The organism is Halohasta salina (assembly GCF_024178165.1).
In the GTDB taxonomy this organism is placed as follows: Archaea; Halobacteriota; Halobacteria; order Halobacteriales; family Haloferacaceae; genus Halohasta; species Halohasta salina.
Map to the genome: position 1 here is coordinate 1 of NZ_JAMZIE010000004.1, position 22,052 is coordinate 22,052.

Below are 22,052 nucleotides of genomic sequence, written 5' to 3' on the forward strand. Positions count from 1 at the left end.
GGTGGGCAGTCGGTCGAGCGTTCGTCGCTGGTGTTCGCAGTTTGTACATTATTATAACCGCCAGCGACCGCATCAATCGCTAGATGATCGAACGCCAACTGAGGAGGTCGCTAACTAGACAGTGCCGATAGAAAAGGTTTATATTCACACGTCAAATAACGAAAATAGCTTCAGGAATCAGATGTATAATCCAATTGATTTTCTTTTCATGCTTTATTGGCGCGTGTTTCGAGTGCTATCGATACTACGCGCAGGATTGCAGTTCACGACGAGAGGATGGGTGTCAGTGACATCGAAAATAAAGCATCCAGAGAAGTTCGAGATAGGCGGGGGAACGTACATAGGACATGATACGCATATTAAAGCCGGAAGGGGAATTACGTTTGGCTCTCACTGCACGTTTCACGAGTATGGCCATCTGTCCGGGAACATATCAATTGGCGATGGAGTGCGCATTGCGAGTCAAGTGAGTATGTACGCAAGCACGCACAGTATGGAACGGAGTGAAATGATATACAAACAGGAAAGTTCCCACGGTAAGATCGTAATTGAAGACGATGTCTGGATCGGAACCGGTGCGAAAATTCTAAACGATGTTACTATTGGAGAGGGTGCAGTGGTAGGAGCCGGAGCAGTCGTCACAGGAGACGTTGACCCATATACTATAGTTGGGGGAGTTCCTGCAGTCCCCATCAGTAGCCGAGACTCCAAATGATATACATTACATCGGGGAACATACTGAATCAGCTACTGATGAGGAGTTCTTTATAACATGCGAATCGGTCAAACCTCAGTTCTTCTCTCACTGTCGAAATATTTCGGCTCATTTATAGCTTTTCTAACAACACTGTATTTTGCACGGGAGTTAGGCGCAGAGGTATTAGGCTACTACTCGCTGGTTCTGATCGTGACAAAGTGGTTTGCGCTTTCTGGAGAGGTCGGTATCTCAACGGCGGTAAACAAACGAATCAGCGAAGCAGAAGAGCCATCAGCATACTACTCCGCGGGCATTCTTCTCGGTCTCGGTTTGGGGTGTGTACTGGTAGCTGTGATAGTGCTTCTGCGGGAGAGTATTAATTCGTATGTAGGTATCGACACCTGGGTTTTTGTCGCAGTTATGACTCCTCTCTCGATACTGTACAGCATCACCGGGGCATCGTTAATGGGTGAACGTCGAGTCCACCTCGTCGCGTATCTCACACCGACACAGACGATCAGTCGGAGCCTCACCCAGATCGGGCTCGTCGTTGTCGGTTATGGATTAACCGGGATGATTTTCGGGTACATCGCAGGTCTCTTTTTGGCAGCAGCGTTAGGACTGTGGTTTATCTCCTTAGAGTTCGAAATGCCTACCAAGGATAAGTTCAAACGAATATATTCATTTGCAAAGTATTCGTGGCTAGGGAGCTTGAAGGGAAGGTCATTCAACGATGTTGATGTTATGGTGTTAGGCGCGCTCGTGTCGCCACAACTAGTTGGCATTTACTCTGTGGCGTGGGGGATAACTAATTTCATCGGTATCTTTGGGTCGAGTATTCAGAACACACTGTTTCCGGAGCTAAGTTATGCGAACTCTACGCAGCAGACTGATTCGCTCGGCAGTCTCATCTCTGACTCGCTTACCTACAGCGGCCTTGTGGCGATTCCAGGAGTGTTTGGAAGTCTCATCGTTGCGGATCGACTACTACGGATCTACGGCGGTGAGTTTACTCGTGGAGTGGCAGTTCTCAGTCTCTTAATCCTCGCAATGCTCATCTACGACTACCAAAATCAGCTCCTCAACGGTCTGAATGCAGTTGATCGTCCGGGGATTGCATTCCGAGTAAATGCCACCTTTATCGCTGTGAATCTGGTCCTGAATGTGGCGCTGGTGTATGCATTTGGATGGGTCGGTGCTGCGGTGGCGACTGTCATCGCTGCCAGTATCGGGCTCGTCGTCTCATTCAGATATCTGCGGACGATAGCTGACTTCGAGGTCCCGATATCGGAGCTTGGCCGTCAGCTGGCGGCTGCGCTAACAATGGCACTCGTTGTCGGAGCCATACGACTCGGTGTTGAGTCGACCGTCTCAAGCATCCACAACACGGTATTCGTCGTGGCACTTATTCTGTTGGGTGCCGGGGTGTATTTCACGACGCTGTATGCGATATCGATTCAGTTCAGAACGACCATACGGAACAACTCACCGGTAGAATTGCCGACGGTGTTGTAACCCCAGTAGCTGAAAGGGAGTTTCAAAAAAGCTTTGCCTTTTGTGAATCTGGTTGGGGTAGACAATGACAAAGAACTGCGTTCTTCTTACTATCGATAGTCTGCGTGCAGATCACGCGACCGAGGCAGCCGGGTTCCTGCCTCGACTCACCGAGTACGTAAACAGTGGTGTTCGGTTTACGCGGACGTATTCGAACGGCTACTCGACGCCGATTTCGTTTCCGACGATTCTAACAGGGACGTATGCAGACCACTACGGCGGTCACGGATACATCTCCGATGACCGGCCGTTCCTCGCCGAGAAGTTCCGGAATGCTGGCTACGAGACCGCCGGCTTCCACACGAACCCCCATCTCCGGGATGAGAAGAACTACGATGTCGGGTTCGAAACGTACAACGATTTTGACGATGAGGCCGGTCAGCTCTCCCGACTCCGCTATCTCATCACACAGAACCTCGACAGCGACTCGACGGTGTACAAACTGCTCAAGCGGGCCTACCATTTCGCCAGAACGACCTCCGGAAGCAGCGACTACACCGCGGCACCGAAACTCAACGGAAAAGCACTCAGGTGGCTCGACGAGGAGTACGACGACGACAGCCCGTTTTTCCTCTGGACACACTATATGGATGTTCATTATCCGTTTTATCCGCCCGATGAGTTCCTCGAAGAGGTAACCGATAGCTCGATTTCGAACAGCCGGGCGATTTCGCTCAACGGAAAAATGCATGAGGAGGGCACAGAGCTATCAGAGGCGGAGGCTGACGATCTCCGGTCGCTCTACCGTGGAGACATCCGCTATCTCGACCACCATATCGGTGAACTCATCGAGGCACTCAAACAGCGAGGCCTGTTCGAAGACACCGTCTTCATTATCACCTCGGATCACGGCGAGCTGTTCGGCGAACACGGAGTGTTCGGGCATCCACCCGCTGGCTACGAGGAAAGCTTCCATATCCCGCTGTTCTGTTTCGGACCAGGAATTCCGGAGGGGACGCACGTTGATGAGTTGAACTCACTCGTAGATCTTCCCCCAACCATCGCCGAACTGTTCGATCTGGAGATCGATTCGAACTGGGAGGGCACAAGTCTTGTTCCGTCGCTCACCGGAGAGTTGAGTGAGACAGAACAAGGAATGTTTCTTGGTGACAAAGACGTGTTATCCTATCAGGACGGCTCGTGGCGACTCGTCTGGTGGCGGACCAAAGAGAATCCCGAACAGTCCGACCAGGAGATGGAGCTGTGGCGGCTCCCAGAGTGTGAACGCGTGCCACTGAGCGAACAGGAAGCCATCGTTGAGCAGTTCCGCGAGAAGATGGATACATATCTCGACCGAACAGATAGCCACGACGAACTCGACGAACCAACGGTAGACAGTGCAACTGAAGACAGACTCGAAGCCCTCGGCTACAAATAACACGACAGGGGGAGTCGCCCCACGGAGCGATTATCGGGGAAGAAACCGACAGCAAGCTCAGTCAGCGCTGCTGTCCAGTTCATCGTAGAGATCAATGTACTGTGAGCCGATAGCAGACGGAGAGTAGCGGTCCAGTACATATTTGCGGTTGGCTGTGCCGACATCACGGTCGAGGCTCCGGGTGTGTTGTATCGTCGCGGCGAGGTCATCTGGATTAGCTGGCTCACAGATCATCTCTTCATCCCGGACGATATCCGGTGGCCCACCAATATCCGTACAGACGACTGGGAGTCTCGCCTGCATAGCCTCAATGACTGTTCGACCAAACGGTTCCGGCCAGATACCTGGGTGAACGAACATATCCGCCGACGCATACGCCGCCGCAATCTGGTCATGTTGAACCCAGCCGGAGAACTCGATTCGCTGGAGCACATCAAGCCGGTCGGCCAGTGATCGAAAACGGTCTACATCGCCTCCACCGACGATCCGTAACCGGTACTCCTCGGGAAGCTTCGTCATGGCGCTGATGAGGTGGTGTACGCCCTTTGTTTCAGACACAGTCCCTACATAGAGAAGCGAGTACTGATCGTCAGCTGTCGAGCTCTCGGGCACGGTAAACAGGGGGTCGATCATATTCGGGATGACCGAGATCCGGTCACGATCAAACCCTCTGTCGGTGTAAATATCCCGGACAGACTTACTCAGTGCGGTAAAATGATAGATTTGTTTCATGTATCGAAGAAGTAGTTTGTTAGTAGTCGGATGGCCGACCAACTCGTAGAGCCGTTCAAGAGGCGATGGGGTCGTGTTGCTCACCGACTTCGGGAAGAAATGATAGGAGTTGAGCGTTCCCACCGAGGGGATGTCGAGTTTCGACGAGAGGTAGCCGACTGCGGGATGGAGCTCCATATTGTAGGCGTGGACGACATCGAACTCGGAGAGTCTCTCTCGGAGCTTGGGAACTGCGGCGACGTTTTGATACTCTGTGAACAGCGGCGACGGACTCCCCAGCCGACAGACGCTGACGCCATCGATCTGCTCCTGTTTTGTGCCATCGAAACTGAAAACCGTAAGATCGTCGATCCGAGACGAGTCAGACAGATGATTCGCAAGAAGTTGGACACTTCGCTCACCCCCTCCTTTCATTGTTGGTGGATAGCGGGGTGTAACAATTGTAATTTTCATTGTTGTACCGTGAGATAGGAGCGTTAAATATGTTTATTTCAGTATCGAACTCCCGACTAACCACACTACAGAGAGAGGGGCTCGGTAATCGAACCGCGACAAGCAGCTCCCTGTCGCCTGTTCGACAGGCCATCGTGAGCTGCGGCTGCTGGCCGAATAGTCACATATATGACAATCAAAACAGCCGAACCAGCGATTCGACCACCAAACACCAGCCGAGGAGGTGCTGAAAAGGGTAGTGTTGTCATCGAAAAGTATAAGATATGTAATATCCTGCTTTCTTTCTGTGCCAGAAGAAATGGCTGATCCACTAAAGGTAGGCATTGTTGGTGCAGGGAGTATTACGGAAAATATCCATGCACCAATTGTCTCCAAAATGCCAGACCTAACTCTTTCGTATATTGCTGATGTCGATCCGGAGCGTGCCTCGGAGTTGGATGATTATGCCGACGCCACGATCGGGATCGAGGAGCCGGACTCGCTTCCAGCCTGTGATATTGCAGTTCTCGCGATTCCAATTGGTGTCCGAGAGCCGTATCACGAGGAATTCGCCCGACGGGACGTTCCACTGTTTGTCGAGAAGCCGTTTGCGACATCTCTGGAGGAACACACTCACCTTCTCGACATTCACGAGACAGTGTTCTGCGACTATATGCGGACGTGTTTTACCTCGACAAGGCAGCTTCGGACGATAGTTCAGTCGGGCGTGTTCGGACCGCCCAAACGGGTAGTCATGACCGAACAGGGGAGAGTGGGTGCAACCGGTCTGAGCCCCGGGAGCTACAAGTTAGACCCTGCTTTGAGCGGTGGCGGAGTGCTCATGGAACGCGGCTGTCATCCACTCAGCCAACTGGAGATCGTGTTCGAAGGCTACGAAAAAGAGGTACAACAGGCTGACGTCGAGTCCAAAGAGGGGATCGATGTCCAGATGTCTGTGGATTTCGAGTTTCGGTCCGATGGCCGGGAGATACCGGTCGAATTTCATACGACCGATCTGTACCCGATTCCGGACAAAACGATATGTGTGTTCGAAAACACGATCGTCGCGTTCGATCAGACCGACCCAGAGGCGACGGTTGACTGTTATCCGTCAGCATCGAACGAGTCGTTTGTAGCGAGTTTGAGCTCGGATGCCGACCTTCAGACACGGTTCGATGAGATCGGGTCACGACCGCGTCTCACTCCACCAGAAACTCGCTTAGAACTTGCCCCGGCGTCTGCATGGGCGAACGAAAACATCGAAGCCTTTTATTTACGGTGGCAACAGTTCCTATCAGACGTACATGACGACACCGGCTACGGGACAATTATTCAGACCGCTCCAGAGGTAACTCGACTCACGAACGAAATATATGACTTCGAATAACCAGTCAATAGCTATCATTGGCGCAAACGGGCAGGTAGGGATGGAGCTGAGTATTCTGTTGCGTGAGGCCGGCTACACAGTGTATCCAGTGATCCGGAACAAGATCTCAGCAGCAATGTTTGAGTCCCATGGGTTCAATTGCAGGGTCGGCGAGATCACCGACCAGGAGGCTGCTCCACGCCTCCTTGCGGATGTGGATGCAGTGATCGTGGCAGCGTTCGCCCCATGGTTCCGAGGACCGAAACCACGGCCAGCGCGGCAGATAAACGAGGCAATCGTCAGAAACAGTATCACGTATGCGCCAGCCCATGCTACAGTCGTCTACTTCAGTTCAATCGTCGCCTTTGGCTCGGATATCGGACTGAGCGACCTCCACTGGTATGGGAGGACGAAACGACATCTGGAGTCGATCGTCAAAAACGAGTGTCGAGGAACGGACCACGAATGGTACAACCTTCGTCTCGGCCTTATTTACGGTCCAAATCAGGAGTTCACAAACCACTTCGTCGATGAGCTACAGGAACGACAACGGGTGTATCTTCCAGTTCGTCCCGACCGTCAAACCAACGTTGCCCACACGGTGACCCTTGCAGAAACCATCTCACAGTGTGTGCAACAGGAGCCCGACCCCGGAACGTACGGAGTGGTCAACCAACCGCAGTGGACATGGTCGGATCTGGTCGAGTACTATCTCCCAGAGACGAACGTCCAGTACCGACCGGAGCTGGCGACTGACGAGACGAATGCCGTTGTGCCGCAGTTCAAATCGCTTCTGGGTAACGTTCTTCCCGCAGTTGATACGTATCGTGAGATCCTGCTGTCGCTGCTTCTCTACCTGCCTGATTGGGCTAGCACATACGTTCTGCATGCGCACACGGACTCGGAAACAGCAGCTGCTATCGGTGAGTATCAAGACCGGGTCGCCTACGAGCACCGTCATCTGAGTTACGACCCCGTCCCCGAACCACATATCGAGGTGCCAGCCGCCGAGGAGCTGATCGCACGGGAAGAGGCGGTGTACGAGGCGCTTAATATTCCCTCACACACCTGAAAAAGTCGTCACTCGTGCCCAATAGCCACCTGACGGCCTGTATCTCGACGTCGAGGCCGAGTAGAACAACGAACGGTTCGGGTCACCGACAGAACGGTTGGTTCGGGTCGACGACAGCGGAATGCTGAGAGAAACCTAGCCTCCGAGACCGCAGTCATCCAGCGGTGACCGAACGAAGATACAGAGCAACAATTATAAATCAGTTCAAATATATCTCCGAATAATGGACTTCGACTTTTTACTAACCACAGCCTGGAACCGGACGGATATCCAGCTTGCGGGGGCCTGGGCTGATGAACTCGAACGGAGAGGCTATCGCACAGCAGTGTTCACGCCGTCAGAAAAAGAGATTCCAACAGAAAACGCGGAGGTGTTTCGGCTCTCCTCGCTGGTCTCCCGTGAGTCGATCGATCTCAGGTCGATCGAACAGCGCTACGATATCCCGAGTATCAGTCAGCTGTCGGTTACAGAGCGTGAGTATTTCACGCTGACTGAAGCCGAGACACGAAGACGAATACGCCGGTCTGTAGATGCCCTCGAGACGCTGTTTGAAAACCACGAGTTCGACTACTGTCTTCAGGAGCGGGGTGGCGAAATCCACAGGCTCTTGGCACAGTACTACACCGAACACTACGGCGGAACGACGATCTGGCGCGGCTTTGGGTTCTTTGACGATTCGTTTTCCGTATCGACACATCTCCGCGAGCTGTGGGATACCTACGACATTATCGAGTACGACGAGATACCGGACGAAGGCAAAGAGTGGACACGGGAGTATATCGAGGAGTTCAGAAACCGACGAAAACACTTCACATACGGTTCGACGGCCAACAACCGGATTGTCGCACTCCTCGACACCATCCGTGACCAGGTCATCAATAGGGATCAACCGGGGCAGGTTCACAGAGTTGGACTCAATGCCGCCAAGCGGAAACTGAAAGGAAAGCTAAACAAACGCATCTGTACGTCGGTCTCGCGGTCCGAAACGTTCTGTGAAGAGGAACGCTACGTGTTTTTCCCGCTGCAGTATCGGGCTGAATCACGGCTGACGGTGTATGCGCCGGAACACTATGACCAGTGCTGGTCGGCCGAATATCTCGCCCGGATACTGCCGGAAGGCGTCACGCTTTGTGTCAAACCACATCCACATCATCCGGGGGAAGAATCACCGCGATGGCTGTACGATCTGAACCAACGCTCGAATGTCGAGGTGCTCCATCCCGATCTGCACTCTCACGACGCCATACGTGGTGCCGAGGCTGTCGTCACCATCAACAACACCGCCGGAGTCGAGGCGTTGATTTTCGGGAAATCGGTCGTAAATATGGGGCGAGCATTCTATAGCCATATCCCCGGTGTCCGTCGAGTAACCGATCTGGGATCGCTTCCAGAGGTGATCGCCGAAGCAATCGACGACGAGCCAACGGAGACAGATATCGTCGAATCGGTCTACTCGCTGCGGCAAACCCTCCACGATGCAGACCGGGCGAAAGCAGAACAGAAGGAAACCCGTGCGACCATCGATGCCGTATTGGATCTCATCGAACAGCGGGCCGACTGAGAGCCTCGAAACCGAGGTCAAGACCGACGTTATTCTTTGTATCCTAACGCTCTGAGTCGCTCCTCAGCGACGTCAGCATCGGCAGTGGTTTCTTCTTTTGGTGGTTCTGAAACAACCGTCCGTCTCGAACCACCCGCAACGACAAACCACGGAACGCGACGTAGTTCGTCCGTTGGCACCTCCGGGTGTCCATAGCAACTAATCGGGATTGGGTGTGAGGTCTCCCCCAGCATCTCGCCGTGATCAGCGCTAAGAACTGTTTTCCCGTCGATTTTCGACAGCAGATCTTTCACACACTCCATGACGACCTCCAGATTTTCATCATATATCTCGACTAACTCCTCGTCGGTACAGTCGATGAGATTATGGAAGACAGCAGAGTAGGTGTCGATCGTCTGTTCGTCCGGATATTTAGAGTTCGCTCCTCGCAGCCCATTGTCTTCGATGAACTGCTTTCCTTTGTCACCGATCCACGGCGCATGTGGCTGCATATAGTGAATAAGAAGGCGTTTGTCCGGGTATTTCTCGTGGGCTTCAACTGCTGCTCTAGTGACTGCCTCAGGCGGCACTGCCTGTAGCTCTTCGTCCCAGTCGTCATCCCACAGAGTGATCACATCATGAAACACGTCCCGGGCATACGTCGCTGCATAGCTGTTTGCTGTAACGTACACTGTATCGTGGTATTCGTTGCCAGAAAAGTTGCGCTCCATGAACGTCGCACTTTTACTCCCTAACGACATGATGCTGTCTAGCTCACCGTCGAGTGTGACAGTTCGCTCGAACGCATCGTATCGGCACGCATCAAGCAACACCAAATTATCCCAATCCTTGTCCAGGAAGTTCTCGCCGGTCTGCTCGGTGAAATAGTTGTGATACAGAACGTTAAGCTGCCGAAGCAGGTACTGATCGATATGACCGCGGAGAATAGCAGGGTCCGAGAGCGTCCGTCTGGCACCGTATCTGAATTTCAGCCAGTTTGGAACGACTTCCTTATACCCTTTTATAAGAAGCGGGACCAAGCCTTCCTCTGAATACACTCGCTTGGCTCGTTGAACAATGGGTTGGCGTGCCTTTTCTCGACGCATAACGACAGACAAAATAATATTACAGCCGATAAGTATTTCGTTTTATACGTTGTCCGATGGACAGCGGTTCCGTATCAGTAGCTCACAACGCCTAACCAGTCAACTCGATCCGAGACACCGATACCGTGCTGATGAGTCGTCAGGCGCAGAATCGGTATCAGGGCCTAACGTAGTTGGGACTAGTGTGTTCGACAGCAGGGCGTTGTATAACGAAACCAGTGTTTAGAATCGTCAGTTCGATTGCATGGTTGAACTAGACAGTGAAGCAAAAACCACTTATTCTATGGCTGGCAACTGATATTTATGACGAAATCAAACGAGCCAGTAAAAAAGGCGATTTCTACGCTCTCAAACTCGCCGTTCGAAAGCGCAGTTGGATACCTGAAAAACGATGTTCCGATGTGGATCACTTATCTCTGGGCAGATTCCTACATAGAGGGCTCTCGGTGGTATCAAGAGTTCCGCTGCCACCGTGATGGCCCTATCCCTGCAGGTAGTTCCTCGGATCTCAAAACCGCTCAGTTCGAATTTTTCAAGGATCAAGGCCTTTCGCAGACTGACGCAATGCTTGATATCGGCTGTGGCTGTCTGTTCGCCGGTGAGAGCTTTATCGACTACCTCAACCCCGAAAACTACTACGGCATGGATATCTCCCCGTCACTCATCAAGGCGGGGAAACAGCGACTTGGCGAATCAACGATGCGAGAAAAGAAACCCAGCCTCTTTGTTAACGCGGATTTGAAGTTTGATGAGTTTTATGCAGACAAAAAATTTGACTATATTAACTGTCAATCTGTTTGGACACATATGCCTCGTGAACTTATTCAAGAGTGTCTTGACAATATTGGGTCTGTGATGCACGATGAATCAGTGTTCTACCCAACGTTCACTGAGCAACCGATTGACCGACCAATAGAGACCCAGCCATACAATTACGCCTACTATCCTGAAGAATTAATCCGAATGGCAGAGGACGCTGGCCTTTCTGCAACACAACTTGATGTGGAGTACCCCAACGAGTGGGCCAGCGTTCTGGAGATAACACTCAGTGAGTAACAGGGCCTACTCAGCTCCCTCGATTCGAGACACTAGTGGTGTCCTGATAATTATCGATACTGGTCGTGCGGTGAGCGAAGCGGAAGCTGTCGGCAGCAGCCAGCCGACGACGCATTCACGCGGATCGATAACAACTGACTGATCGAAGCCAACTGACTGGCTAGCTTTTGGCCGCCGAGTGGCTACGTCAGAACCGTTATCTACCCGGCAGTGTCTTCTTCAACAGACAGACCCTCTTCATCATGCACACCACAGGGATCATTCAGGCGAGAATGAGTTCGACACGACTACCGGGGAAAATGATGCTTCCCCTCGATGGGAGACATGTTATAGAGCATGTAATAGCGCGTGTCGCAGCAGCCGAAACGGTTGACGACGTGGTCGTCGCAACAAGCACCAGAAAACCCGACGACATCATTGCGACCTATGCGGAACGGAGCGGCGCAACGGTGTTCCGGGGTGAGGAAGCAGATGTACTGGGTCGGATTCACGCCGCAGCAGCACGCGAGGCGTCCGATATAATCGTTCGGATCACGGGAGACTGTCCGCTTGTGTCGCCAGCCTGTATTGATGCGGTCGTAGATCGATTGCGTGCTGATGAGTTGGATTACGCGACAAACATTATCGAGCGCACGTTTCCGCGGGGGTTGGATGTTGAAGCATTTACCTTCGATTCGTTCGATGTTGTCGAGACCAAGACGGCTGACTCTCACCACCGGGAACATGTCACACCATACTACCGTGAGAACCCAGACCAGTTCTCGATAGGGAACGTAACAGCCGACGATGTATTTCAAGAACAGCGGCTCCAGAACCGAACTGATCTCAGACTCACGCTGGATGAGGCACCGGATTATGAACTGCTCCGAACCATCTACGAGAACAGTAGCTACGAATCGTTTCTTTCTGTTGTCGATGCAGTCGAATACATCGATGAACACGGCCTCAGCTCGATGAACCGGTCAGTCAGCCAAAAAACTCCGAGCTCATGAGGATAGCGGAACAATGGACGTTATAATCCGGGCCGATGGGGGCTCCGAAATCGGCTACGGCCATCTGTTTCGCTCGGCTGCACTCGCCGAAGAGCTACAGAGAAATGGAGAGACAGTTACTGTTGCAACGACGACTCCACAGCCGGCTCGGACAGTGTTCCCGGAGAGCGTTACGATATCTCAGCTTCCCTCGAGGAGCGACCCTTCGCCGTTTATTGACTGGCTCGATACAGCAGCAACTGATGTCGTGTTTACTGATTGCTATCCGGTCGATACTAGCTATCAGCAGGCGGTACGGCAGCGAGTTCCGCTTGCGGTACTACAGGATGATGCCCGACACGCAGTGTGTGCGGACCTCCTTGTAAACGGAAACCTGTATGCAGCAGATCTCGATTACACATATGTCGGCCAACAGCCCAAAGCCTGTCTCGGTCCCGACTACGTCATCTTGCGGCGTGAGGTTCGTGCCCGTCTACAGAAGGACCCGGCGTGGCGGCCACAGCCTGAGCGTGCGCTCATTACGATGGGTGGCAGCGATACCGCTGGTTTGACTCCGACCGCGGTTCGTGCCTTCGACGGCTTTGACCTCCGGGTAGACGCCGTTGTCGGTCCAGGATGCCCTGCAGAGCTCGAACAGGAGGTTCGGAAAGCAGCGGCTACCAGTTCCACTAAAGTCCGTGTCAGCCGTAATCCGGAGACACTGGTAACGCTCATGGCAGAGGCAGATTTCGCTGTGAGCACAGCCAGTACGACCACGTATGAACTCCTCGCGCTGGGGACACCCATACTGAGTATTCCGGTAGCAAATAATCAAGAGGCAGTTGCGTCGAGCCTCCGTCGTCGAGATATTGCGACGGTACTGCAGCGAACTGCTGGCGAGAAGGCGTTCCGGAACGCTATCAAAGAATTAATACAGCAGACCGAACTGCGACGAACCCGGCAGAGGCGTGGTCGAGAACTCGTCGACGGAAACGGTGTCATACGAGTACGTGACGCGCTCCGTTCGATTACCGAGACACGTGCCGATCAATAACCCCGACAAGAGAGAGGGACTAAGCCAAACGTATTTTAACGAACCCACCCACAATGCCCAATAATGCCGAATTGTGACGGTTGTGAGCTTCCAACTAGTCGACAAAAATCTAAGGATAACGAGGCGGAGACACTGTGTGGAGCATGTACCGAACTCAGAGAAGGGACACCCTCTGTCTGGGTATCACCGCTGGAATCTCGTGAACTAGAACTCGTGCTTGCCTGGCGATCACACCCCGAAGTGTATGCTAACTTTCGCCAGCAAGACGGTCCGCTTACGTGGGACGAACACGTGTCGTGGTTCGAATCACGCGATACAGACCGCTATGATTTCATAATCCATTTCGATGGACGCCGGGTTGGAGCGATCAATATCAACCAGGCCAATGAGGTTGGGATTTTTCTCGGTGATTTCTCCGCAGGCGGTCACGGAGTCGCAACGGTCACCGTTGAGTGGTTGTGTCAGCGTTTCGATTATCGAGCACCGCTATATGCCGAGGTTCATGATGAAAACCAGGCTTCAAAACGGCTGTTCAAACGGTGTGGCTTTCAACAGCGTGATGCTGACAGTGACTGGATAGAGTACGTCTACGATCCCTAGCGCTCTACATCATCCCACTGTATACCGGCACTTTTTGAGACAGTGCGAGCAGCGGTTCTCCCAAGAAGTTCGTCGTAGAACTTCGGATGCAGACCGGCCTCTCTCTTACCCGGGCGGAGTATCTTCAGATTTGAGTCAGTGAACTCTGCACCGGCCGGGATATCCTCAACAGCATGGATAGCGCGCCGGGCTTTGTCGTAGAGTTCGGACTCGACATCAATCACGACCTTCTCACCGGTTCCGAGGGCGGCCTCGATGTCTCGAACCACAGTCACCATCTCGCTGAGCTCGTCGGGTTCGAGCGCGAACTGATGGTCGGGGCCTTCCATCGATTTATCCAGTGTGAAATGTTTCTCGACAACGCTCGCTCCCATCGCAACCGCGGCAGCCGGCGCAGTCACGGGGTCGAGCGTATGGTCCGAGAGACCAGCCGGAACCCCGAACTCGTCGACGAGCGTCTCGACGACGCGGACGTTGATATCTTCGAGCGGGGTTGGATAGGCAGCCACACACTGGAGGAGTGCAAGTCCTTGGACGCCTGCGGACTCCAGTACGTCGACCGACTCCCGAACCTCCGACAGCTCGTGGGCTCCGGTCGACATAATGATCGGTTTGTCGCTGTCAGCTAACTCTCGGAGAAACGGATGGTGACTGCTGGTGTAGCTTGCGACCTTCCATGCCGGAACGTACTCCGAGAGTAGCTCGGCGGATCGCTCGTCGAACGGCGTCGACAAAAAGTAGATATCGTGCTCGACACAGTACTCGTAGAGTTCCGGGATCCACTCGTGGGGCATCTCCATCGACTCGATGATCTCGTAGATCGAACGATCGTCGTCGAGATATTCGACTTCACCGCTGTCCTCGACGTACATATCCTCTGCACGGAACGTTTGGAACTTCACCGCATCCGCTCCGGCGTCGACGGCAACGTCGATCAACTCCTTGGCAGTCGATAAATCGCCGTTGTGGTTCGATCCCGCCTCCGCGATAACGAACGTCGGCTCCTCCGGACCAACGGGTTGGTTGCCAATCGTGAACGTCTCCATACCGTAGTTTCGCGGTGGAAGGAAAATAAACGCTCCTACTGGTGATATGTCGACAGCCGCTGGACGGCAGTTATGACGTCCGTAATATCGCCGTCATCCATCTCCGCATGTAGCGGGAGACTCACCAACCCGTCGTACACTGCTTCCGTCTCGGGGAACTGTCCCGGTTCGTAGCCGAACTCCTGGAAGTACGGGTGGTAGTGCAATGGAACGTAGTGGACTTGCACGCCAATATTCTCTGCGTGCATCGCGTTGACAAATTCCGTGCGATTACAGCCGAAGGATTCGCGTACCTCGATGGCGTAGAGGTGATACATCGGGTCGGCGTCGACCGGTTCCGGTGGCGTCCGGATGCCGTCGATAGCAGCAAACGCAGCGTCATACCGGTCGACGACCTCGTCGCGTCGCTGTTTGAACTCGTCGAGACGATCCAACTGTGCCAGTCCGAGGGCGGCCTGGATATCCGTGACGTTGTAGTTGTAGCCGAGTCCCTCGGTCACCTGGTACCACGGCTCGTCGTCGTGACCTTCGGGTTCGTAGTTCATATCGAACGACCGGAGCCGCCGAAGTCGCTCGGCAAGGTCGTCGTCGTCGGTGACGACCATGCCGCCCTCGCCGGTCGTGATATTTTTGACGGGATGGAAACTGAACATCGTCATATCTCGCTGGGCACCGATTGGCTCGTCGTGCCACGTCCCTCCGAAAGCGTGGCAGGCATCCCAGATCACCGTTAGATCGTGTTCGTCGGCCACTGCAAGCAACCCCTCTATATCTGCGGGATAGCCTGCGTAATGCATCGGGACGATTCCAGCGGTGTCCTCAGTTATCTGTTCACGAACAGCGTCAGGATCGAGCGTCCGACGGTGGGAATCGATATCGGCGAATACCGGGGTTGCGTCGTTGTACGTCGCGGCGTGAGCCGTCGACGCGAACGTCAGCGGCGTCGTGATCACCTCGTCGCCCGGTCCGAAGCCAGCCGCCGCACCGGCCAGATGCAGTGCGGTTGTCCCGGAGGTCGTTGCGACGGCGTGGTCAACGCCGACCATATCGGCAACACGAGTTTCGAACTCGTCGACGGTCGGCCCGCGCGTAATGTAGTCGCCTTCAAGCGCTTCCGCGACAGCCTCGGTTTCGTGATCAGTGATACTCTGACTGCCGTATCCGAGAACCGACTCCCGGATCGGCTCGCCGCCGTAGTGGGCCGGTCGATCGTCGGCCATCGTTACTCGGCGGCCTCCTCGCGGAGCCGCGTTCGAAGCCGATCAATCCCGTCTTCCAGCGACACGTCGGGTTCCCAATCGAGCATCGACTCGGCCTTGCTCGGATCACACCGGAGCGTCTGTACCTCGCTCTGAGGGTGATGGTGCTCGACGTGAGTGATCTCGGTATCCCCGGTAGCAACCAGTTCTGCGAGATCGTTGATCGAGATATCCGAGCCGGTCCCGGCGTTGAGCACTTCGCCGGTGGCCTCCTCACAGAAGGTCCCCTTGACGATGAACCGGGCGCAATCGGTCGCGTACAGCAGGTCGCGGCTCTGTGTGCCGTCACCGAAGATCTTCAGCGGTTCGCCGTCGAGGTCTCGGCTCGTAAAGATCGAGACGACGCCGCCAGCCATTCCGGTCTTCTGGAACGGGCCGTACGTGTTGAACGGCCGGAGTATCACGACAGGAAGGTCGTAGCCGTGGTAGTAGCTCTCGGCGAGGTCCTCCGCCGCGAGTTTCGAGCCAGCGTACGGCGAGGCGGGCTTGACCGGGTGTGTCTCATCGATTCCCGATCCCGAGTCGACCATATCGTACACCATACACGTCCCGACGAGTCCAAGTCGCGTGTCGGTACGTCGACACGCTTCGAGGACGGTCTGGGTCCCGACGACGTTCGTCTCGAAATGCGACTGTGGATCGTCGAGGCTTTCCTGCACGTCGATTTCGGCCGCGAGGTGGAAACAGGCTTCGACCCTATCGTCGAACAACGAGTCGACGATATCGGGGTCACGGACGTCACCAACGGTGAGTTCGAACGCCGGATCCGAATCGAAGGCCGCAACGTTCCGACGTGACCCGTTCGAGAGATCGTCGAGTCCGCGCACGGTGTACCCACAGTCAAGTAGTTCCTTGACTACCCACCGGCCAATAAAGCCGGCTGCACCGGTAACGACGACAGTGTTACTCATTGGTTACCTCAACTGCGCCCGTCTCTTCGAGAAGTGTTACGATTTCGTCCTTCGAGAGTTTCGGGGCGTCACCCGACGAACGTACGATGTCGTCGGCAGGTGTGAAATTGTTGCCGTTCTCGAATGAAATGTACTCGCTCGTCTCCGGTCGGATCGCATACAGGACATCGTTCTCGTAGGCGCGATTCGTCTCCCGTTCGGTCATGATTTCCTCGTGAAACGTTTCACCGGGTCTGCGACCGATAATATCGATATCGATATCACTTGGATCGTGATTGTATTGCGGGGCGAACACCTCGATCATCGCTTCAGCGAGATCCTCGATCCGAATCGCGGGCATCTTGTAAACGAACACTTCGCCACCCTCGGTTTTCTCGATCGCCTGTGAGATGAGATCGAACACGTCGTCATACGTTAGGAAAAATCGCGTCATCTGTGTGTCGGTAAGTGTGACTGGCCCGCCATCCCGGATCTGGTCGACGAACAGCGGTACCACCGACTGCGAAGAGTTCAGAATGTTCCCAAATCGGACCGAAGTAAACCGGAGGTCCGAGCGACCACTGTGTTTGTTTCCGGCAGTGAGTAGTCGCTCGCCGAGGAGCTTCGTCGTTCCCATCGTATTGGCCGGATCGACTGCCTTGTCGCTGCTGGTGAAGACGACGCGCTGGACGCCCGAATCGATCGCTGCGTCGACGATGTTTTGAATCCCAAGGACGTTCGTTTTCACCGCCTCAAACGGATTGTACTCACAGACGTCGACGTGTTTCATTGCTGCCGTGTGGATCACGACGTCGATATCCTCCATCGCCCGATGGAGTCGGCCCGCTTCGCGTACGTCCCCCGCGAGAAACCGGCACCGGTCGTCATTGAGTGCCGATTTGAGGTCTGCAAGTCCTGCCTCGTCGTTATCGAACACGCGGAGTACTTCCGGGTCGCGCGCAAGCAACCTGGGAGCAAGCATACTACCGACCGACCCAGCACCACCCGTCAGAAGGACTTTATTTCCGTCGATCATCATATATCAAAGACCGTATCGGCTAGTGCTGATAAACCCACCGAGTATTCGTGTATACCCTCTTTCGATAGCGCTTCACGACACCCAGCCAGATCTAGTCAGGATCGTCTTACATTCACTATATCCGGTAACTGTATCGAAGCAAATGTTAAGGCCAAACAGACGAATTCGATCCCATGTCAGACGTTTCTACAACTTCGGGCAACCAACTCTCCTCGGCGGTCGTCCTCGCTGCCGGGGAGGGAGTCAGACTCAGACCCCTCACGGCCAACCGGCCCAAACCGATGCTTCCGGCCGGCACGCGGCCGATCCTCGAACACGTCCTCAACGCCCTGATCGACACCGGCGTCGACGACATCCACCTCGTCGTCGGCTACCAGGCCAACCGCGTACGCTCGCATTTCGGGCCGACCTACCGCGAGATCCCGATCACCTACCACACCCAGACGAACCAGCTCGGCAGCGGCCACGCCCTCCTGCAGGCGCGGGACGGCCCGGAGGGGTCGTTCCTGCTGGTCAACGGCGACCAGATCGTCGACCACCGGATCGTCGAGGCGGTTGGCGAGGCCCACGCCGACGCCGCCACGCTCGCGGTCGTCGAGGGACCGGAGGCCGCCGACTACGGCGCGGTGTCAGTCGACGGCGATGACGTAACCGAACTGGTCGAACAGCCAGCAAGCGGCGAATTCCGGCTGTTCAACGCCGGTGTCTACGCATTCTCCCAGCGGATCTTCGAAGTGCTCGAGACGCTGTCGGTCGAGCGCGGCGAACTCCCGCTGACCGACGCGATCCAGCGGCTGATCGCGGCCGACGAACACAGCGTCGGCGGAGTCCGGACCGACCACTTCTGGATAGATGCCACCCATCCGTGGGACCTACTATCGTTGTCTCGTGAACTGCTCTCCCGCGGCTGGGTCGACGCCCCGGCCATCGACGGCGACATCTACGTCGACGACACCGCACACGTCCATCCCGAGGCGACACTGGTCGGGCCAGTGGTCGTCGACAGCGATGCCGTCATCGAAGCCGGGGCAGTCGTCGGCCCCTACGCTGCTATCGGGGCGAGTGCGACGGTCGGCTCCGGCTCGGTCCTGCAAGATGTCGTCGTCGACACCGACACCACCATCGGCCCCAACACGACCGCGATCGAACTGGTCGCCGGACAGGGCTGTGAGCTCGGGGCCGGGCTCACCGTCGCCGGCGGCCCGGCCGACGTCGTCCTCGACGACCAAGTCCACGGCGACGTCGACCTCGGGGGCGTCCTCGCCGACCGTGTCGGCCTCGGCGGCGGTGTCAGCCTCGAACCCGGCGCGCTGGTCGGCCCCGACGCGACGGTCGGCGAGGGGGTCATCGTTCGTGGTCGCATCGACGCTGGCAGCGAGGTGGTTCGCTGATGTGCGGGATCGTCGGCTCGATTGGTCGCGGCGAGGGCACCGTCGACGTCCTGATGGACGGCCTCCGTAGTTTGGAGTACCGTGGTTACGACTCGGCGGGGATCGCCCTCGGTCCTGAGACGACAGTGCTCCGCAAATCGGGGGAACTCGATGCGCTGTCCGAGGTCGTCGACGCAACCGAGCCGACCGGTACCTACGGCATCGGCCACACGCGCTGGAGTACCCACGGCCCACCGACCGACCGCAACGCCCACCCACACACCGACGAAAGCGGGCGGGTCGCAGTGGTCCACAACGGGATCATCGAGAACTACGCCGCACTCAAAGCCGAACTCGAAGAGACAGGCGTCACCTTCACCAGCGACACCGACACCGAGGTCGTCCCGCATCTGATCGCCCAGCGACTCGATGCCGGCGTCGACCCCGAAACCGCGTTCCACGACACGGTCGACAGACTAGAGGGGAGCTACGCCATCGCGGCAATTGTCGAGGGCAGGGAGACGATCTACGCCGCTCGACAGGGGTCGCCACTAGTCGTCGGCGTCGGCGACGGAACCACCTATCTGGCCAGCGATGTGCCCGCGTTCGTCGACCACACCCGCGATGTCGTCTTTCTGGAGGACGGCCAGCGCGTGGTCGCCACCCCCGATGGCTACACCGTCCTCGACAGCGACCGCCAGCTGGTCGACATGGCGGTCGAAACCGTCTCGTATACGGCCGAAGCGACTGGCAAGAGCGGGTACGACCACTACATGCTCAAGGAGATCCACGAGCAGCCAACCGCCCTCCGGCAGTGTTTCTCCGGCCGGGCCGACGCCCTGGATGGGACGATCACCCTCGAAGAGGTCGACGAGATCCCACAGCCCGATGCGGTCCAGTTCGTCGCCTGCGGCACCTCCTACCACGCCGCCCTCTACGGCGCGGCGATCCTCCGAGAGATGGGCATCCCCGCCGAGGCGTATCTCGCCAGCGAGTACGCGCTGTCGCCGCCGCCCGTCTCGCTTGGGACGCTCGTCGTCGGGATCACCCAGAGCGGCGAGACTGCCGACACCCTCGCCGCCCTCCGGGATGCCAAGAGTCGCGGGGTCAGCACCCTCGCACTGACCAATACGGTCAACTCGACAGCTGCCCGCGAGTGCGACCACGCGGTCTACATCCGCGCTGGACCCGAAATCGGGGTCGCGGCAACTAAGACCTTCTCCTCGCAACTAGTGGGCTGTAACCTGCTCGCCGAGGAGTTGGTCGACGGGCCACGTGACCTTCGGCCGCTGATCGAGTCGCTCCGGGATCTCCCGGACGACGTCCAGTCGATCCTCGATTCCTCACGGGCCGGAGAACTCGTCGAGGAGTACGCCGACAGCGACGCCTACTTCTTTATCGGCCGGGGGACGAACGTCGCGGTCGCCCTCGAAGGCGCGCTCAAATGCAAGGAAATCAGCTACGAACACGCCGAGGGGTTCCCGGCTGGCGAACTCAAACACGGCCCGCTGGCGTTGGTCACGCCTGAGACGCCGGTGTTTGCGGTCGTCACCGGCGACGACGAGCGCGCTCGGAAGACGCTGGGCAACATCAAGGAGGTCCAAGCTCGCGGCGCACCCGTGATTGCGGTTACTGATGGAGTGTCCGATGCCGCCGAAATCGCCGACGAGACGCTCATGATTCCGGAAACGAGCGAGCGGGCCGCGCCGGTGTTGGCCAACGTCCAACTACAGCTGTTCTCGTATCATCTGGCCGACGCGCTGGGTCGACCGATTGACAAGCCACGAAACCTCGCCAAGAGCGTAACAGTCGAATAGAGCTGCTGTCGGCCCTGCGGTACTCGTATCACCACCTCAGTTCGAAAAGAGCGGCCTTTTTGTGTCATCCAACGAAGCCCGAACCAATGCGTGTCCTCGTAACCGGTGGCGCTGGATTCATCGGCGGTCATATTGCCGAACAGTTCGCGGCCAGCGGCCACGACGTCACGGTGTTGGACAACTTCGTTCCGTACTACGATCTCGGAATCAAAGATCACACCGTCTCGGTCGGCCGGGAGGCAGCCGACGAGAGCGGCGGGAGCTACGAACTCGTCGACGGCTCGGTCACCGACGACGAGACGGTCGACGAGATCGTCGCCGAGACCGACGTGATCTATCACCAGGCCGCACAGGCCGGGGTACGGAAAAGTGTCGAGCAGCCAGCGAAGGTCAACCACTACAACGTCGACGGCACCGTCACCGTGCTCGAAGCCGCCCGAAACACGACGTCGACCGCGTCGTCGTCGCCTCCTCGTCGTCGGTCTACGGCAAGCCCGACTACCTCCCGTACGACGAAGTCCATCCGAAGAACCCCGTCTCGCCGTACGGCGTCTCGAAACTCGCCGCCGAGCAGTACACCCGTGTTTACAACGAGATCTACGACCTCCCGACGGTCGCGCTCAGATACTTCACCGTCTATGGGCCGCGAATGCGGCCGAACATGGCGATGACGAACTTCGTCTCCCGGTGTCTGCACGGTGAGCCGCCGGAGATCTACGGTACTGGCGACCAGACGCGTGACTTCACCTATATCGAGGATATCCGCCGTGTCAACGAACAGCTACTGACCGACGACAGCGCCGATGGCGAGATCGTCAACATCGGGTCGACCGACAACATCGACATCCTGACGCTTGCCGAAGTTATCCGCGACGAAATCGACCCGACGCTGGATATCGTCTACGATGACGCGCGGACCGGCGACGCCGAACACACCCACGCCGACGTCTCGAAAGCAAACGAGTTGTTGGGTTACGAACCGACGGTCGACATCCGAGACGGCGTGAACCAGTTCATCGACTGGTACCGCGCAAACGAGGAGTGGTACGATCCGCTGGTGAGGCAGTCTTAAA

The 22,052-nt window shown here is 56.1% G+C and carries 19 protein-coding genes and 1 pseudogene; 14 read left to right on the forward strand and 6 right to left on the reverse strand.

Features of this window, described 5'->3' with window-relative positions; all coding sequences use genetic code 11:
• The 4 genes from NKJ34_RS09835 to NKJ34_RS09850 all read left to right on the forward strand — a co-directional run.
• Positions 1 to 118 (forward strand): integrase core domain-containing protein (locus NKJ34_RS09835; RefSeq protein ID WP_253738127.1); only part of this gene is annotated, 118 nt, incomplete at its 5' end.
• Between the two features lie 3 nt (positions 119 to 121).
• The gene (locus NKJ34_RS15845; RefSeq protein WP_321169450.1) at positions 122 to 715 is read left to right on the forward strand and encodes an acyltransferase; all 594 of its coding nucleotides are present in this window, start codon (positions 122 to 124) and stop codon (positions 713 to 715) included.
• Between the two features lie 57 nt (positions 716 to 772).
• The gene (locus NKJ34_RS09845) at positions 773 to 2,212 is read left to right on the forward strand and encodes an oligosaccharide flippase family protein (RefSeq protein WP_253738128.1); all 1,440 of its coding nucleotides are present in this window, start codon (positions 773 to 775) and stop codon (positions 2,210 to 2,212) included.
• A gap of 64 nt (positions 2,213 to 2,276) precedes the next feature.
• Complete coding sequence (locus NKJ34_RS09850) at positions 2,277 to 3,629, forward strand: sulfatase (RefSeq protein WP_253738129.1); 1,353 nt, start codon at positions 2,277 to 2,279, stop codon at positions 3,627 to 3,629.
• Between the two features lie 57 nt (positions 3,630 to 3,686).
• On the opposite strand, the gene NKJ34_RS09855 is transcribed toward NKJ34_RS09850, so the two are convergent.
• Positions 3,687 to 4,814, reverse strand: coding sequence for a glycosyltransferase family 4 protein (locus NKJ34_RS09855; protein ID WP_253738130.1), 1,128 nt, complete (start codon positions 4,812 to 4,814; stop codon positions 3,687 to 3,689).
• A gap of 286 nt (positions 4,815 to 5,100) precedes the next feature.
• On the opposite strand from NKJ34_RS09855, the gene NKJ34_RS09860 reads away from it, so the two are divergent.
• The 3 genes from NKJ34_RS09860 (at position 5,101) to NKJ34_RS09870 (ending at position 8,792) form a co-directional block, all read left to right on the forward strand.
• Positions 5,101 to 6,180, forward strand: coding sequence for a Gfo/Idh/MocA family protein (locus NKJ34_RS09860; RefSeq protein ID WP_253738131.1), 1,080 nt, complete (start codon positions 5,101 to 5,103; stop codon positions 6,178 to 6,180).
• A complete protein-coding gene (locus NKJ34_RS09865; protein WP_256488705.1) occupies positions 6,167 to 7,231 on the forward strand; it encodes an NAD-dependent epimerase/dehydratase family protein in 1,065 nt (354 codons plus the stop codon). Before NKJ34_RS09860 ends, NKJ34_RS09865 begins: the two co-directional genes overlap by 14 nt.
• A 223-nt stretch (positions 7,232 to 7,454) precedes the next feature.
• Positions 7,455 to 8,792, forward strand: coding sequence for a capsular polysaccharide export protein, LipB/KpsS family (locus NKJ34_RS09870; protein WP_253738133.1), 1,338 nt, complete (start codon positions 7,455 to 7,457; stop codon positions 8,790 to 8,792).
• Positions 8,793 to 8,821: 29 nt separating this feature from the next.
• On the opposite strand, the gene NKJ34_RS09875 is transcribed toward NKJ34_RS09870, so the two are convergent.
• Complete coding sequence (locus NKJ34_RS09875) at positions 8,822 to 9,829, reverse strand: alkaline phosphatase family protein (protein ID WP_253738134.1); 1,008 nt, start codon at positions 9,827 to 9,829, stop codon at positions 8,822 to 8,824.
• Between the two features lie 351 nt (positions 9,830 to 10,180).
• Here NKJ34_RS09875 and NKJ34_RS09880 point away from each other — a divergent pair, with 351 nt between their 5' ends.
• The 4 genes from NKJ34_RS09880 to NKJ34_RS09895 all read left to right on the forward strand — a co-directional run bounded on the left by NKJ34_RS09880 (position 10,181) and on the right by NKJ34_RS09895 (position 13,558).
• Complete coding sequence (locus NKJ34_RS09880; protein ID WP_253738135.1) at positions 10,181 to 10,933, forward strand: class I SAM-dependent methyltransferase; 753 nt, start codon at positions 10,181 to 10,183, stop codon at positions 10,931 to 10,933.
• Positions 10,934 to 11,175: 242 nt separating this feature from the next.
• Positions 11,176 to 11,925 carry a cytidylyltransferase domain-containing protein gene (locus NKJ34_RS09885; protein ID WP_253738136.1) on the forward strand — a complete coding sequence of 250 codons (750 nt, stop codon included), beginning with the start codon at positions 11,176 to 11,178 and terminating at the stop codon, positions 11,923 to 11,925.
• Positions 11,926 to 11,938: 13 nt separating this feature from the next.
• Positions 11,939 to 12,958 carry a UDP-2,4-diacetamido-2,4,6-trideoxy-beta-L-altropyranose hydrolase gene (gene pseG / locus NKJ34_RS09890; RefSeq protein ID WP_253738137.1) on the forward strand — a complete coding sequence of 340 codons (1,020 nt, stop codon included), beginning with the start codon at positions 11,939 to 11,941 and terminating at the stop codon, positions 12,956 to 12,958.
• A 63-nt stretch (positions 12,959 to 13,021) separates the two neighbouring features.
• Complete coding sequence (locus NKJ34_RS09895; protein WP_253738138.1) at positions 13,022 to 13,558, forward strand: GNAT family N-acetyltransferase; 537 nt, start codon at positions 13,022 to 13,024, stop codon at positions 13,556 to 13,558.
• On the opposite strand, the gene NKJ34_RS09900 is transcribed toward NKJ34_RS09895, so the two are convergent.
• Genes NKJ34_RS09900 through NKJ34_RS09915 form a run of 4 tightly spaced genes read right to left on the reverse strand, consistent with a single transcriptional unit; the run spans position 13,555 to position 17,792 of the window.
• Positions 13,555 to 14,604, reverse strand: a complete 1,050-nt coding sequence (locus NKJ34_RS09900) for an N-acetylneuraminate synthase family protein (protein ID WP_253738139.1) — start codon at positions 14,602 to 14,604, stop codon at positions 13,555 to 13,557. The genes NKJ34_RS09895 and NKJ34_RS09900 overlap by 4 nt on opposite strands.
• 35 nt (positions 14,605 to 14,639) lie before the next feature.
• Positions 14,640 to 15,824 (reverse strand): DegT/DnrJ/EryC1/StrS family aminotransferase, encoded by a 1,185-nt coding sequence (locus NKJ34_RS09905; protein ID WP_253738140.1) that lies wholly within the window; start codon positions 15,822 to 15,824, stop codon positions 14,640 to 14,642.
• Positions 15,825 to 15,826: 2 nt separating this feature from the next.
• Positions 15,827 to 16,774: a dTDP-glucose 4,6-dehydratase gene (locus NKJ34_RS09910; RefSeq protein ID WP_253738141.1), complete on the reverse strand. Its 948-nt coding sequence runs from the start codon at positions 16,772 to 16,774 to the stop codon at positions 15,827 to 15,829.
• The gene (locus NKJ34_RS09915; RefSeq protein WP_321169451.1) at positions 16,767 to 17,792 is read right to left on the reverse strand and encodes an SDR family NAD(P)-dependent oxidoreductase; all 1,026 of its coding nucleotides are present in this window, start codon (positions 17,790 to 17,792) and stop codon (positions 16,767 to 16,769) included. The genes NKJ34_RS09910 and NKJ34_RS09915 overlap by 8 nt, the downstream gene beginning before the upstream one ends.
• Before the next feature lie 173 nt (positions 17,793 to 17,965).
• Between NKJ34_RS09915 and NKJ34_RS09920 the strand changes: the two genes are divergently transcribed.
• The 3 genes and pseudogenes from NKJ34_RS09920 to NKJ34_RS09930 all read left to right on the forward strand — a co-directional run bounded on the left by NKJ34_RS09920 (position 17,966) and on the right by NKJ34_RS09930 (position 22,051).
• Positions 17,966 to 19,183 (forward strand): sugar phosphate nucleotidyltransferase, encoded by a 1,218-nt coding sequence (locus tag NKJ34_RS09920; protein ID WP_253738142.1) that lies wholly within the window; start codon positions 17,966 to 17,968, stop codon positions 19,181 to 19,183.
• Entirely contained in the window at positions 19,183 to 20,979 is a 1,797-nt protein-coding gene (gene glmS / locus NKJ34_RS09925; RefSeq protein WP_253738143.1) for a glutamine--fructose-6-phosphate transaminase (isomerizing), read from the forward strand. Before NKJ34_RS09920 ends, glmS begins: the two co-directional genes overlap by 1 nt.
• Before the next feature lie 86 nt (positions 20,980 to 21,065).
• Positions 21,066 to 22,051: pseudogene (locus NKJ34_RS09930) on the forward strand (GDP-mannose 4,6-dehydratase).
• The last annotated feature ends 1 nt before the right edge of the window (position 22,052 follow it).